The following is a 15,989-nucleotide window of genomic DNA, read 5'->3' as shown; positions in this document are numbered from 1 at the left end:
AGGGAAAAGAAAGCTATGGAAAAATTTGACAACAGAAAAATAATACCTGATTTTGATTACTCACGAGAACAGAGAGAAGCTATTGCCTTCATAGATATGAAGAGCTTCTATGCCAGCTGTGAAGCGGTAGCCTTAAAGAAGAATCCGTTAGAAGTTTCTCTATGCGTTATGAGTAAAGCAGATAACTCAGCTGGGTTAATATTGGCATCATCACCTGTATTCAAGAAAGTCTTTCAAAAGAATAATGTGGGTAGAGCTTATGAGTTGCCTTTCTACATACATAACCGAAAATTCAACTATAAGAATTACTACCAGCATGCACCATTTAACCTTGACACGAATAGACCAGATCCTCCTGATCCTGAATACGTTAAGTATATCGAGTACTGGGCAAAAAGAACAATCATAACGCCACCACGTATGTCGCTGTACATCGAACAGAATATGAAGATACAGCACATAATTCAAAACTACTCTTCAACTGATGACATGCACTGGTATTCAATTGATGAGGGATTCGTTAATTTGTCATCAAGTCTCTCGTATTTCTATCCAGACAGCAAAGATGAGAATAGGAAAATGTCTAAGGCTGTTAAGTTAGACTTATTGTCACGTGACATACAAAGAGCAATACTGAAAGAAACAGGAATCTACTCAACTGTTGGCATGTCACTTGGAAATCCACTGTTGGCCAAACTGGCACTTGATAACGAAGCAAAACACACATCCAATATGCGAGCAATGTGGACTTATGAAAACATACCAGAGAAAATCTGGAAAATCAAAGAGTTAACCGATTTTTGGGGGATAAACACAAGAACCGAAAAACGTCTTAACAAGCTTGGTGTCCAAAGCGTATATGACCTTGCCCATACAAATCCTCGGATACTAAAAAAGGAGTTTGGGGTAATTGGCGTGCAGCTATTCTTTCATGCCAATGGTATTGATTCATCATCAGTCTATGAGAAATATCAATCCAAAAGTAACTCTCTCGGTAATTCACAAATCTTGCCAAGAAATTACACAAGAAAAACTGAGATAGAAATTGTTATCAAAGAGATGGCCGAGCAGGTCGCTATTCGGATGAGAAGAAAAAAGAAACAGACGACAACTGTTTCTCTCGGTCTGGGCTTTGCAAGTGATGGAGGTGAAGGGCGTACTAGAGGTATCTACAAACAGCTTACAGTAGAGCCGACAAATAGCACACACAAGCTTGTCGCAGCAGTTCTGACTCTCTTCCAAAAGAACTACATAGGCGGTTCAGTCAGACAAGTGGCGGTCTCATATGGCAACCTGATAGACGATGACTTCAAACTTATTTCATTGTTTGACACAGTGAATACAGAACAAATCAAAAAAGAGAACAAAAAAGAAAAAGTAGATGATGTTGTTGACGAAATCAGGGATCGATTTGGATTCTTGGCTATCCAAAAAGCAACATCGTTAAGTGAAGGCTCACGAGTAGTCGCACGTAGCAAACTCGTAGGCGGGCATTCAGCAGGTGGTTTAGACGGATTGGAGACTAAAAATGGCTGATATAGATAGAACTTACAGTAAGTTCCAAGAAGTAAGAGAATACCATGATAGGGGCATGCTAAAATGGCAAGGCTTCTATCTATCAGAACACACCGCAGCAATGGAAGAAGATGAAAAAGAAAAAAAACTATATCCCGTCTTAGTGATTGGGTCTCTAATCTAATATCATCACGCGCATCATGTATGTTACTTTTTGTAGCTTTCACGCGACTAAAACACTTGTGCTGGACATAATGAGTAGAAAAGCTGAATCGCCCGTCTTTTTAAAAAACGGGCGATTTTCATTTTTTTTCTTTGAATACAAAGTATTTTAGTTTTTCCCCTTTAGAATCTGTAAATGTATCTTGAGAAAGAATAACGTTGTGTGTTTCAGATTCACCTTTTTTAGTTTTGAAAACTAGCTTAATAGGAGTACCAGCAGCAATTTCTTCAAGTTTATCTTCAGGAACGGTTGCGCTAAAGTATCCTGCACCTTTTAAAGTTAGGGATTTTTTTAAATTGATTGTGCCATAAGTTTTATGTGTAATCTGAATTTTGTTTATGTCTTTTGCGTTGAATTTATAAACAATCTCGCCAGATTTGTTTTTGAATTTTTCTATTTTTCCTTTATATTGGATTGGCTCTCTACCTTCATAAGAGATACTAAGAGCTATTTCATTTCCTTTAGATAGTTCATTTAATTCATCTTGAGTGAATGTATGAGTCCCAAAGCTGCCTTTAATCTTTATTTCTCCATATGTTTCATGTTGTAGAGTAATTCGATCATCAACAAACTGTACACCATATTTTTGACGATCATTATAAATATACTCTGTCAGATGTATCTTTGTTTTGAAAGTCTTTTTATCTTTGCTGACGTAGTTTATTTCAAGAATCTCTCCAGCTTCAAGTTTTTCTTTTTCACTATCATTGAAAGAATAAGTCCCAAAATTTTCACTGTTATATTCTCTTTCAATTCCGTCTTTATCCGTGAATTTTTTAAGGACTTTAGGTACTATATTAAATTCCGCCATAATTGCTTTTGTTTCAGCATTTGGATTTTGAGATATTTCTTTAAATCTTTCTTGGAAGTGTTCTCTGTCGTGCTTTATAATATCATTGATAGAATCAAGAATTTCAATGCTTTTTTCAGAGTAATTTTCAAGAGTGAGACTATCAAGACTATCTAAAAGATTTTTTGTAATGTCTTGGTCAGCAATATTTGAACCTAAGGTTACTTCGTAAGTAAGTAAGCCTTTTTTTGTGAGCTGTAACTCACCATTTTTTTCAATGATATAAGTGTTAAAGTCACTTTCAATCTCTTTGCCCTTTAGTGTTACAATGGTACTCAATCTTGTCGATCCTGTGCCAATATTATCCTTTTTAAGCATATTAACTAGCCAAGCAGTAGTTGATTTAGCAGGCTTTTTATTTGTCACTTCATCAACAATAAAACTAAAGGGTAACTCATCTCCAACTGAGAAATTAAGTGCTGTTTCACTTATTTTGTCATCTAGTTCTTCAAAATTTTCTTGTTCATCTGAATTGTCAGATTTAAGCAAGTTTAGAATATCTTTGTAACTTTTTTTTGTGCGTTGCAGTTCGGTTTGGTAAGAAATGTATCCGCTGAATAATTCTTCTGATACGTTTGATTCAAAGTAAGCTTTGGTACTAAAATAGTTGTCCGCAAACATTGATGCTGTTTTGACAAGTAATGTGTGATAAATCAGACGCCCTAATTTTCCATGTTTTTCTTCGATTTCATCAAGAGAACTGGGATAGGTATCACCGATTCTGTTTGCACCGTGAGCTAGATCTAGTCCAATGAATTTTTTTCTGCTTGTTGTGATTGGTAGAAGTGATTCATCAATGTTTAGCAAATTTGCAATTTCTGATTTATGGGCAAGGATTTTTTTAAAATCTCCTTCAGTGATTTTAGTATCGGTTGTACGTGGATAGCTTACGAAGTTTTCATTACCTTGATACATGTTTTGATAGGTTTGTAGAAATTCTTTTTCATTGAATTTAAGACCTGTCTTATTTTTCATCTGAATTTCGCCCATTAGTGTTGACAGGTCAAATAAATCGTTAGGTTCAGTTTTTGTGTCTTTAGTTTCTGTTACTTTTCCAATAAAATGATTGTTTTGGGGAAGAATAATGTCACTTTGATTTGCTTTTGTTTCTTCATTTTTTCGTTTCAGTTTTATCTTGTATTCTTCGTTGTAGAGTCTATCAATGTATTCAATTTTTTTAACGTAATTTTTTCTAGCGATAAACTGGTTACCTATCTTATTTAGGATGTAGGTTTTTAACCTTCCAATACGCATTCTTCCTAGCATATTCCTGCTGCTTAAACTCGCAATTCGAGTTAAGGCAATAGAAGTGTAGTCCCATAGTTCACGTGTCTGTGCAATCTTGTAGGGCAAATTTTTTTCAAGTGGTAGTAGTTTTGGCTGATCGACAGCTTTTCGTAGGGTTTCTTCAAGTTCATCTTCAAAGAAAAGACGTGTTATTGTGATATTCTTTGGATATTTATTTTGTAGGTGGTTGATGATATTTGCTGCAATAAGGTCACCTTCTCCATATGGATCTGAGTCGGTTGCAATAGCAATAGTATCAACAGAATCATCATTATAGTTATTTTCTATGATTTCAATAAGTTTTTTATTTCTGTCTTGACCATTTTTGGTAATGTAACTAATCGGAATATATTTTTGATGTATATCTTGCCATTTCCAATCCATTTGATTGATGTCATCAAAACTTTTATATTTTTCAACTAGATTATCATCTACTAAATTTTCAGGATTGTCCATTTTAAATAGATGCCCAGAAGCGTTTGTGATTATATAGTCATTACCTCTATATTTTATTTTTTCATTAACATTATATTCGCTGCCTGTTAATGCTTTTGAAAAATATTTAGCAACTGTTGCTTTTTCAGCAAGGATTAAAGTTGTCATTTGAAATATTCTCCTAGAATTTTATTGTTAATTTTTTTCTGCATGCCAATTCTATTGATAATGATTGATAGTAATTTGTCGTCCATTGTACCATTTTTATACTTTACACTTGGTGTTTTAGATTGTTTTTTTAAAATTTTGAATTTTTCTATTTCGTTTAATTTCGATAATTGAGTTTCAGATAGAGTAAATGATATTGTTTTATTATTTGTTTCGTTTGTGAAATAATATTCCTCAAGTAGATTGCTGATTATTTGTAAATTACTTGTTGTTGTATTGTTATGAATTGTATCATATCCTACAATTGGATTGATTTCAAAGGCGTGCATTGACTCTTGTATAAATCTTTGTTCTGATATGAGAGGTTTTTCCAAAAATTGATATAGTATTTCTGATATTTCTTTAGGTGTTTTTTGTAGATTATCAATGATATTTTTAGGAAAATAAAATGTGTCTTTTGGGGAAATTTCAATATTTGTTGTCATAATAAACGGGAATCTCTTTTCTTTATTTATTAACAGAGTTTAGACTTTGAATGATTTTTTTAGCACGGTTATTTAATTCTTTTGTTTTAGCAAGGTCATTTTGTAGTTTGATAATTGTTTTTCTTTGATTTTCAATCATGACTTTATTTTCGTTTAGTTCAACAAGTAATTCGTCAGTTGTATCTAATATTTCGTTATTGGTATTTTCTGAATCGGCAAGCTGTTTTATTAAAGCTTTATTCTGTTCTTCTAATATCATTTTCTCTTGTTCAAGTTTTGCATGGCTTGCAACAATGAGCTCGTTTTGACCAACTAATTTTTGAGTTGATTCGCTTAGTTCTTTAAGTTGATTTATACGTTCGTTTACTTCTGTTTTAGCTATTCTTGCTTCTTCTTTAGCGGTTTCTTTAAGATTTTGTTCTTCACTAAAGGCGTTTCGGATATAATAGATGTCGTTTTCAAGTGTTTCATAATCTGCTTGAACTTGATCTTTAAAAGTTGTTATTTCATCTTTATCAAGCTTATTTTTTTTTATTTCTGCAAATTCGTGATATTTTAAATCTTCACTTGAAAAGTTCAAGTTTTCAATTTGTTTGATTTGTAAAGCTATTTGCTTAGCTGTTGTTTTTTGTTCGTTATTGTTATCAGTCATTAGTTGTATCCTTTATTTTTCTTTATTGATTTTAAGAATACCGTTTTTTGGGTCTAAAAAAAAGATACTTTTAGCTAAATATTTCATTAAGCAACCTATGAATGATAGTGTTCGTGAAAAAATCTTCTAAATTATGTTGATTGGTACTCTTTTGGGCGAAAAGTGTCTTTAAAAACATATGGTGCATTGCTATTATTGTTATAAGGTAAAGCGAAAGAGCTTTGCAAATTTTATAAACCAAAAAGTGAGGTAATAGAAAATGGCAGAAGATACGTTCAATGAAGATTATTACGGTAATCCAAATGATGACGGAGCTAACTTTGATGACTTAATCAATGGTGATGCTGGTATTTATGATGAAGAAGTTTTTGATAATGATCCTTTAAACGAGGACGTACCACTCTTCAATAATTCTTTCAATAGAGCTAGAAATGTTATTATTGAAGGCCAACCATTGCTTAAAGGAACGATTGATTTTGATGCTTTCCATGCTGAGCGTAAAGAACAATTAATCAATAGTTTTGTTCCAAAAAAAGTTTTTAAATCTATTGAAAATAATGGTGCTGCAAGCGTTGATATTGATGATGCCTACATTAGCTCTGTTTCAAACGAAACAGTTAATAACTTTGATTTTCAAATGTATTCTGGAACGCTTAAACGGACTTTTAAAAATAGTTTGGTTTCAGACATTTTGGAAGATTATCTAAAAATTCCAGAAGTAACAGAGTTTTTGAAAGAAAATATAAATAATCTGAATCGTGATGATAGCCCTACTGTAATGAGTGAAGAAGTGTCAAGTATTCTTGATTCATTTATTTCTAAATATACCTATTTGGAAAATACTATTAGGACAGCATTTGATTTAGGTATTCAGTTTGATGTGGTAAGCAATCAACGTGGCGAAAGTAAGGAAGTTAATTTAGTTTTTGAAGATGCACAGAAAACAACGGTTGTCGTTATGGACGGTGTTAGTGGCAATCGTACGGGATCAATATATAATTCTGACTACTCTATTGAAAACATTGCTGAAGGTATTGAAAATTCTGCTTCTTATAATGTTAGTTCTTACAGAGCACTATTTTTCAAGGAAACTACAACGGAAAATGGTATCTCTGTAAAAATACCATATAACCTTGAATTATTAACAGCACTTTCTATGAAAGATGTTGCTGATTCTCTGGGTGTCTATTATAATAATGATTCTGTTTCTTTGGTGTCAGTAGGTCACGGAACTGGTAGTAAGACAAGCGGTACAAATACTTCTATTGCACGTTTTGACTATGAGATTAGTAATGAATTTGGTGGTCAGAAAATTCGCTTAAGTCGTAATAGACGTTATAAAAACCGTTCAGCAATTTATACGCAAGCTCAATTTGATAATCTTGAAAAAGAAACCATTAAAGAATTTTCAAGTAAACCTGTTACAGAATTGTTTTCTGAAACGTATTATAATGAAAATGCTAATGTTATTGATGGTATTAAGAATTCGGCAGATTTCGATACACCAATCTATCAATGGGATGGGGAAGAACTAATTTCTGCTAGTGATGTCGTGAAGAATGTTCTTAGAGACGGACTTGAAAATCCAGTTGTTGTGAATGGGTTTAGAACACCAAATTTTGAAGAAGGATTTGAGAAGATTGATGCTTTAGTAGCAGGCGATGAAAATTCTGCTTTAGAAAAACTTACAGAAGCATTTTTTGCAAGAAATGAAGATGTACCACGTGTCATTAGTGGCGAATTTGAAGATGCTAACTTATTAACTTTCTTGCGTCGTTCAAGTCTTCCTACCGATCCTGCTGAATATTTTGGATATAAAGAAGGCTCTGATAATCAATTATTAAATGAAACATCTTTAGTTGCTAAAAAGCTTAATTATGTATATAGAAACAATATTGAATTAAAACATGGTCCAGGCGCTAAAGAACATGATACTTTAGATATTTCAGAAAGATTGACACCTAAAGATAATAAAGTTTTGCAAGGAAGTTTGCTATTTAAACCCGTTTCTGGTTCTGCACAAAGACGTAGTGTTGTTAAACCTGAAAATGATAGCTCAATATCTGTTTTAGATAATAAAGGTGTTGAACGCTATGATTATCCAGTGTATGCAGCAGAGCCTATTTTGCAAGTTATGCAACGTGCTTTTGATGAAAGTGCTACAAATTCTCAAGCAGCATCATATCTTGAGACTAACTTTTTTAAAGAAGATCCTGTTACACTTAATTTCATTAAGCAAGGTTTTGTTCAAGAAACCGATATTATTAGTTCAAATCGTGATTTTGTTAAATTACGACGACGTTCTGATGTTTATCAAATGCGTGAACGTAATTTTGATAAAGTTGAAGATTCGTTACAAGCTTATTTAGTTGGTGAGTCTGGCGAAATTTCAAATCAAATCTTTGAAGTTATGCAAGATTTGACTGATACGTTAGAGTTCTTTGACATTGAAGGATTCAAAAATCCATCTTTTTATGGCACACTTGCAATGTCTCCTATAACTGAGCCTGATTTAGAAAAATATCAAGAAATGATTGATAAATTTTCTGTAACTAATGGTGCATTGCCTTGGCAAGAACGTTTGCTTGAAGATTTGGATATTAATACTCCTGAAAAAATGGTTGCTTTCAATAGACAAGTTAAAGCTGGTAGTATTACAGAAGAAGATGTGAAAGCCGCTGTCGTGTCAAGCTTTATGTCTGCTAAATATGGTGACTTAAAAGGCGAAACTTTTTCTCCTGACTTAGTATTTATTGCTGAATACGGAGATATAAATTCGGTTAGCCGTAAATTTTCATTTTCAACTTTGCTTGATGAAGCAGCTTTTAAATATGAAGATTTTAGTAAGGATCCTATTGATGAGTTTTTCGTTTTAAATTTAGCACCTAGTGATACTATGCAAGAGTTTGTGACGATTTCAGAATATAAAGCTGAACGTGGTGATAATGAATCTCTCATCGTTGATCAAGCACAAAAGATTGTTGATTATTTAAATTCTTTACGTTCGAGTAATTTACAAGAGTTTACTTTAGATGATTTGACGTTATCAAAAACGACTGGTACTATTACTTATCCAGATCCGACTATTTCAGATAGAGATACAGTACAACGTCGTGGGGAATTAGGACCATTTCTTGAATATAACGAGGATGGTACTATTACAGTTTCTAAAGGGTTTGAACTTGCTGAGGATGAGCAACAATTGGATACAGACGTAGTAACTCTTTCTGATGAAGAAGAAGTGCAGGCATCATCATCGTCTTTCTTATTTGTTCCAGGTGGCGATGCTTACTATGTTCAACTAACAGATGAACAACTTGAAACTGTTAGAAATGATGTTCTTGCTAAATATGGCGAAAATTGGTTAGACAATGACGATATTAAAAAAGAATTATATCGTAACTTGCAAGAGCCAGAGAGAGAATTTGTTGATAAATTATCTGCTGAAGAACAACTTAAACAGCTTGCTTTACAACGTACAGCAGCCGAACGATTTCGTGTTAGAGACTTTGAGAGCCATTTGTTCTCAGGTGTTAAACAAATTATCAATAGACAAATTGGCTCGTATATTGACGTTGTGAACGATAACGGCATCGGTGTTGGTATTGATAAAACAGGATTAACTAAATACTATGGTAGTAGCTTAGCTGGTTATGGTACACGTTTGCCAATTGATTATTTGAATAATGACCACGATGATTTGATGATGAAACAACTTAAAGTTGGTATTGTAGGCACATTGCTTAAGAAAATTAAGCTCTCGAATTATTATAGTACTGCTGATTCATATATCAATACAGGTGATAATTTAATTGACACTTATTCAAAAGATATTAAGCATCATTATATTCGTGATGAACTGCTGCCTGCAATGAATGTACGTATTTTACCGCGTGAATTGAAACATGTTATTGATATGAATGCTACCAATCCAGGCTCTGTTTTACAAGGTTTGTCGTTATTCTTAACAAGCGATGCTAAAGTTAATTCCAATGGTACAATAATACCAGGCGAATCCCTTTATACACCATTAAATGAGCTTGTTATTACTGACGAAAACGGTAATTCTATTAAACCAATGGAATATGCTGAACACGATATGACAACACGTTCGATGATGGCTTTCCAGTCAATGAACCAAACAATTACTTTTGCTCCTAATACAAAAGTAGGCTTTACAACGATTGGTTCTTGGACTGCAGATGATGGTTTTCTTGTTAGCAAAGCATTTGCTGAAAAAAATAAAGTTTACGATAAAAACTTAAAACCAAAAGCAGGCATGCGTCCTCTTTTGATTGGAGATAAAATTACGGACTATCATGGTAATAAAGGGGTTATTGGTATAATTGTTGATCCTGATATGAATCCTGAATTTGCACGTGAACATGGTTATGATCGCCTTACTGAGTTCTTTGGCAATAACCCTAGTGTCGAAGTTATTGCTAATCCTACAAGTGTTATGGGACGTCAAAACGCTGGTATTTTTAAAGAAGCTATGGCTGATGGTAAAACACAAGAGGATATGATACTTAATGATGGAACTGTTGTTAAAGGTGGTATTGTAGAACTTAACTTTGGTATTACAGAACATCAAGTTACGAAAAAAGTACATGTTATTGATGAAAATTCCCCTAAAGGTGCTGCTATTGGGGCAGGTTTGTTACCAATTTTAGCTGCAGAAGATGCTAAAGGTCTTATTAATGAGTTTTACAATGCTAAATTCTCTAAGAAAAAATGGCGTGAACTTAAAGGTACGCTTGAAATTTTCGGTATGACTTTAGATAATGAGACAAAAACTACTTTAGCATTACCACTTAATTATTTTGATAATAAAAAAGCTATTGAGAATGAAGCAGATTTCAACTCAGATAATGTCTATATTGACGTTAATAAAGACTTTTCAATTAATCTTTATAGTGAATATGAAAACTCGAAAGCTTCTGATGAAGAGAATTATGTCAAAGCAAGGAAAGAATATATTAAAGCAGGCTTTAATAATAAAATTCCAGTACTTTCAGCAAGATTCCGTAATGAACAACAACTTCAAGATGGGACTATAATTGAGGATAAAACAACCTCTGTTTATAGAAATATTCTCAAGTTAAATGAATTGTATGAAACAGTACTAGCTGGCGAAACTTTCAATATTAAAGATTTATCTGCTGATCCTTATCTTGAAAAAAATCATCTTAGAACGTTTTATTTGAGTGTTAAAGATGACCCTACTTTAGAAAGCGAATTTTCAGATTTAGGTACAGCAATCTTTAGAAGTGCAGCATTTGCAGATGGAAAAACAAGCGTTAATGACATGCCTGATAGATTCAATGAATCTAATGGACGTTCAGCTGTTTCAAGAGTGATTGAAAATAATCCTGTTTTGAAAGAAGCGTTTAAAGAGTTTACTGAACGTAAAATTAACGAAGCAGTAAAAGACATTCAAGATAAAACACTATTTAAACTAAGCGGTCAAGGAAACACTAAATATTCATTTTTCAGACGTGGTATTGAACGAGCAGAAGCAGAAGATGGTATGATTGCTGTTATTACTGCTAATCCAACGATTGCATTGAACGAAATGGTTATTTCTCAAGACTTGATTGAAAAATGGGGTATCAAAGAAGGTGATTACGTTCTGGGTAATCGTGCACCTGATCTACAGGCAGGTGCTGCAAAAGGTTTTAAAGTTGTTTCCTCTAAATCGCATGATGAAAATGGTTTGAAAGTAACGGGTGTTATGATCAATCCGCTTATTACAGAACTCATGAATGCCGATTTTGATGGTGATACATTTAAAGTTATTTATCCTAGAACGCCAGAAGCGCAGGCTGACCTAAAAAATCAACTTTCAATTGAAGCGTCATTACTGAATCTTCAAGGAAATGGTAAAGAATTTGTTTTAAAACAGGGTGAAGCGTATTCTTCTGGAGAATATTATCAAAAATATCGTGGCACATTATCAGCTCAGCGGGATCAGAAAGATATTGCATTAGATTATTACAACACAATCATTGATTTCGTTTATGATAAAAATAATTTTGATAAATTGCCTATTGATATTAAACGTGTAGTAAATGCTGACAAGAAAACTGATTCTCGGACGTTTACAAATGCTTATCATTCAAAATTGCGTACTTTAGTATTATCAGATGATATATATAGAGAACGTTTAATGAAATTTGTGAACGAAGTTGATAGTATCACTAAGCAAAATGCATACAATGACCTTGGTCATGCTGCTCTATCTTTTGAATCTGACGATTCTCTTTATCATTCTCTTGAAATGATTGCTGGTATTCGTGATTACGATGGAAATCTGCGAGAAGACGTTGAAGAACAGTCTAAATGGTCTCTTAAAGGTGACTCTGGTAAGATTGAAGATGTAAAAACGCTGCATTATGCAAAAATTAAAGATGAAGCACGTGAGCTTAATGAGCTTGCATTGGGTGCTAAGCAAGATATGGTAGGACTTGGCGGTACGTCACAACAACGTGGTACATTATATGGTGGTGCTAATGCTGAAATCTCTTACGCATTATATGCGTTGAGTCAGCCTGCCGTTCAATCTGTATTCCAATTGAAAAAGGATCCTAAGAAAAAAGAAGCAATCTATAATATGCTTTCTTCTCTTAAAGAAAATTATGACGGTAAATTTACACTTCGAGATGTTCAATTGTTATCTATGAATAAAGTTAGTGGATTCACAACAGATACTGTCAAAGCATTTGAACGTGGAGATAAACCTACAATGAAGACTAATACTTTCATTGCGCTTTATAGCATAAAAATGGATAATTTAGGCATTGATTACAACAAAAACTTGTTGGAAATTGGTGCTAAGGGATTATCTAACCAAGATGGTGTTATTTCACATACTTTTGATGATACTGATAAACGGTATATTTTACATGCTTTAGCTTATTCAAAAGAGGAAACTTTTAGTAACAAACTTTTTAGTCATTTAATATCTGGCAATAAACTTATTGATGATAAATCAGATGTTTTAATTGAAAGCATTCGTCCTGATGTAAATCTTGGGGTTGCACCTGATTTATCTGTTGAAAGTTATGATTCTTATAAAGCGACACTTGAAAATCGTTTAAATAATAATCGGCTTATTAAAAGTGATACTGAAAGATATGTGTTTAGTGATATTGAAAAAGATGCTCTTCAGTTGTTGTTCAAAGACAAAAATTTTAGAGACAAATATTCTAAGTTTGATCTTGAAGGCTATGAATCAACAGTATTTACGCCAAAAGGTAATGTTAGAAAATCATTGTTCATTAAAGATATTCCTACTTTTAAAGAATTTGAACAAGATTTAATTTCAAAAATAACTGAGTTGGGTTATGATACTTTTGAAAAAAATGCTAAGATTGTTAGTCGACTTGAAGAACTTGAACAGGCGCAAATACTGTCAGAAGAAGTAGATTTAAATTTAGCTACTAATCCAATTGCTAACATTGAAAACTGGGAAAATACACTTAATATTAACAAAGCTAGTGTTATGAATGATTATCCAAATGTTGTTTTAAATGATGTAAAAATCAATAGTATTATTGGTGGCAGAGATTCGTATGTAAAAGATGATTCATATCATATTAGTGCTATTGGTAATCTTCCATTAGCAACTGCTGATAAGGACAAAGCGTATGCGTCAATGAAAGAACAACTTGATATTGCTATTGCAGAAAATAACAAAGTTACCATTCATTTAAATGGCATAGATAATGTTATTAATAATGAGTGGAAACGTCTTGCTGTTGATTCTAAAATGGATCATTCTGATAAAGTTAATATAGTATTTGATTTGTTTGCTATTGAAAAAGAAGATGGAACAAAGAGAATTCCAAACTTTAACGATAATGTATCAGTTTATTCTGATGTTATCAATGTTTATAGTGCGGATAATTCAGGTGAAAAAGGTAATAGTGAAAAAATTGTTGAATCTAGTAAAACTAGAGATGATTTGAAATTTAGTGAAGTACGACCACTAATTGATCAGTCAGATAAAGTTGTTTTGCTATGGGACATGGTTGAACCTTCTGATACTAATGATAATGATATAGTTAAGTCTGTTGATTATATATTGTCTCATGATAAAGACGTTGCGTTGTATAAAAATATTTCTGGTGGATTTAGTAGCCTTGTGGGTACTAAACTAGGCGATAAAATGTACACTGCATTGTCTGATGGTAGACTTTCTGATGTTGTGCTGGATAAAAGACGTAAAGCTGAAACAGTTACTGTTGCTGAAACTTCTGTTAAAGAGGTTTCTATCGAGCCTAAAACTATTGTTAATCTTGCTGATGATAATTTAAATGCTGAGGTTAAAGAATTTTTGCAAGATCTTGAGTTTGCTGATGTAGTACCTGAAGTAGTGATTAACGATGTTTCTGTTGCGGTAGCACCTGAGGTAGTGATTAACGATGTTCCTGTTGAGGTAGTACTTGAAACAGTGACTAACGATATAACTCCTGAGGTAGTACTTGAAACAGTGAATAACGATATAACTCCTGTGGTAGCGTCTGAAGTAGAAATAGCTGAAAATGAAACAATTTCTAATAAGCCAAAATTGAAAAAAACTTATGAAGAAGTCATGGCGGAAATTAATTCAAAAGAAAGTAATCATTCAGAAGTAGTGATACCTGAAACAGTTGTCAAAGAAGTACCTGCTGAGGTAGTTCCTGAAGCACCGATTGATAAAGTTTCTGCATTACTTGCTGCTGCGAAAGCTAAAAATAGTGCTAGTGAAAAAAATAGTCGTGATGATGATTCTAATCTGAGAAATATGAACGATTCAGCATCTCAAAATTCTACTGTTCAAACAGTAGCTACAAACAAATCTAATGGCTTAGAACTTTAAGGTTTGTGATTCACAAAAACAGTTGTCAAAAATAATTGACAACTGTTTTTTCATATTATCCTCAAATGATTTCTTTCAGTTGGACAATCACGCGCACCTTTCCTAGAAAAATCATCATGAATGTCTTTAAAAATATTTGCTAAATAGGTGTACTTTTCTGGTTCGCTCATATTATCGCTCATATGTTCGACTATAACTTCGACAAATTCTTTTCCAGAGTTATTTTTAGAAATGGTGATATTAATTTCTGTTGGTATTGGTTTGAAATTGTGCTTAACAACGTTGCTGATAGATGATGATTCAGAAGTGGTTTCTTTGATTTTTTTTCTAAAAAACATACGATAGACCTCTTTTCGGTTTTTTCATAGGTAATTGCTGTTAGTTTTATTCTATCAATAAATCTTTTCACAATGAAATGAAATGAAATCATGGATTTATGTAAGTGCGAAAAACCATCCTAGAGATAATCAATCTTATCAAGCAAATCAACCATGAAATCACCACGTAGCCAGAAATACTGTCGATACATGCGAATACCGTTTACCATTTCTGTCTTTTGCGCTGCGTCACTCCCAGTTCCTCTTAAAAATGCAATATTTTCTGTTGACTTTGGAAAATTAACTCTCGTCATAGGAACGTTAGTAGTAGGTGTATATCTAATTTCGCCTGTTTTCTTTAAACGAATATATTCTTCCTTTAACTCGTTATTGACAACAAGATTTCTTACTGTCGTCCATAAGTCACGAATTTTTCTATCAACAAAATCTTCATCAAACATTATTCGCTTAAATCCAATGAATTTATTTTTTTTCAATGGAGCATTCTTATAAGCTTCTTCATATATCAAAAAGACAAAATTATGGTTTGAGAAATAATCAAAAATTGCAGATTCTTCGAAGGTTTCATTTTCAGTCCATTCATCAAAGTCAACTGAATCGAATTTCATATCCTCTGTTCTTTTCCCGTTTGGCGAAAGTGTAATTGATTTCGGAATGATTCCAACCTTAGAAAATAGTTCAACATTTTTCAATTTTGCTTCATTAGATCCAAAATACTTTGCCATGACCTTTTCAACAACTCCTTTGTTGTCTTTTATATTTAAACCCAAATCCTCGCAAATTGCATTTAGTGGTTTCCCCTGATATTTCAATGTGAAATTGTTCAATAACGCGTCAAATTGACTAAAGCTGCTAATATTGACATCTATTGCATGTGGATTCTTATCGAAATGTGCTTGAACGATTTCTTTTAGGAATGGTTCCTTTAACCGAAATCTTGGCTTTTTGGGCCATTTAGGCGCTGTATCCATTATCATCATCTGGTCACGAAGTTTAGAAATACCTGGATACCCAACAGTTGGGTCTTCTGGATGAGTAGTTTGCAAGTGAACTACACCGACTTAACTAAACCTAGCGGTTATTAACGTTTGAAGTCGGAGCATCAAGATTACTTCGTAATCAAAAATATCTTGATTACGTTGTCACTCGAATTTTTCCTAAATAACCACGACT

The 15,989-nt window shown here is 33.0% G+C and carries 8 protein-coding genes; 3 read left to right on the top strand and 5 right to left on the bottom strand.

The genetic code is table 11. The features are described 5' to 3' along the window. The first annotated feature begins 15 nt into the window (after positions 1-15). Together Hs20B_RS08495 and Hs20B_RS08490 are read left to right on the top strand one after the other, a co-directional pair. Positions 16-1,536, top strand: coding sequence for a Y-family DNA polymerase (locus Hs20B_RS08495; RefSeq protein ID WP_371863853.1), 1,521 nt, complete (start codon positions 16-18; stop codon positions 1,534-1,536). After that, on the top strand, positions 1,529-1,699 hold the full coding sequence (locus Hs20B_RS08490) for a hypothetical protein (protein ID WP_172357521.1): 171 nt from the start codon (positions 1,529-1,531) through the stop codon (positions 1,697-1,699). The genes Hs20B_RS08495 and Hs20B_RS08490 overlap by 8 nt, the downstream gene beginning before the upstream one ends. Before the next feature lie 118 nt (positions 1,700-1,817). Here Hs20B_RS08490 and Hs20B_RS08485 read toward each other — a convergent pair whose 3' ends face one another. The 3 genes from Hs20B_RS08485 to Hs20B_RS08475 are packed head-to-tail and all read right to left on the bottom strand — an operon-like array spanning position 1,818 to position 5,615. Then, the gene (locus Hs20B_RS08485; RefSeq protein WP_172357519.1) at positions 1,818-4,478 is read right to left on the bottom strand and encodes a DNA topoisomerase; all 2,661 of its coding nucleotides are present in this window, start codon (positions 4,476-4,478) and stop codon (positions 1,818-1,820) included. Then, positions 4,475-4,963: a hypothetical protein gene (locus tag Hs20B_RS08480; RefSeq protein WP_172357517.1), complete on the bottom strand. Its 489-nt coding sequence runs from the start codon at positions 4,961-4,963 to the stop codon at positions 4,475-4,477. Before Hs20B_RS08480 ends, Hs20B_RS08485 begins: the two co-directional genes overlap by 4 nt. Before the next feature lie 22 nt (positions 4,964-4,985). Then, positions 4,986-5,615: a hypothetical protein gene (locus Hs20B_RS08475; RefSeq protein WP_172357515.1), complete on the bottom strand. Its 630-nt coding sequence runs from the start codon at positions 5,613-5,615 to the stop codon at positions 4,986-4,988. Positions 5,616-5,874: 259 nt separating this feature from the next. Between Hs20B_RS08475 and Hs20B_RS08470 the strand changes: the two genes are divergently transcribed. After that, on the top strand, positions 5,875-14,478 hold the full coding sequence (locus tag Hs20B_RS08470) for a hypothetical protein (protein WP_172357513.1): 8,604 nt from the start codon (positions 5,875-5,877) through the stop codon (positions 14,476-14,478). Positions 14,479-14,528: 50 nt separating this feature from the next. On the opposite strand, the gene Hs20B_RS08465 is transcribed toward Hs20B_RS08470, so the two are convergent. Together Hs20B_RS08465 and Hs20B_RS08460 are read right to left on the bottom strand one after the other, a co-directional pair. Further along, on the bottom strand, positions 14,529-14,816 hold the full coding sequence (locus Hs20B_RS08465; RefSeq protein ID WP_172357511.1) for a hypothetical protein: 288 nt from the start codon (positions 14,814-14,816) through the stop codon (positions 14,529-14,531). Between the two features lie 119 nt (positions 14,817-14,935). Then, positions 14,936-15,862, bottom strand: a complete 927-nt coding sequence (locus Hs20B_RS08460; protein WP_172357509.1) for a PDDEXK family nuclease — start codon at positions 15,860-15,862, stop codon at positions 14,936-14,938. Between the last annotated feature and the right edge of the window lie 127 nt (positions 15,863-15,989).

Origin of the sequence: Pseudolactococcus insecticola (assembly GCF_011170065.1) — a bacterium.
Lineage (GTDB): Bacteria > Bacillota > Bacilli > Lactobacillales > Streptococcaceae > Pseudolactococcus > Pseudolactococcus insecticola.
This window is presented reverse-complemented; position numbering and strand designations above follow the sequence as displayed.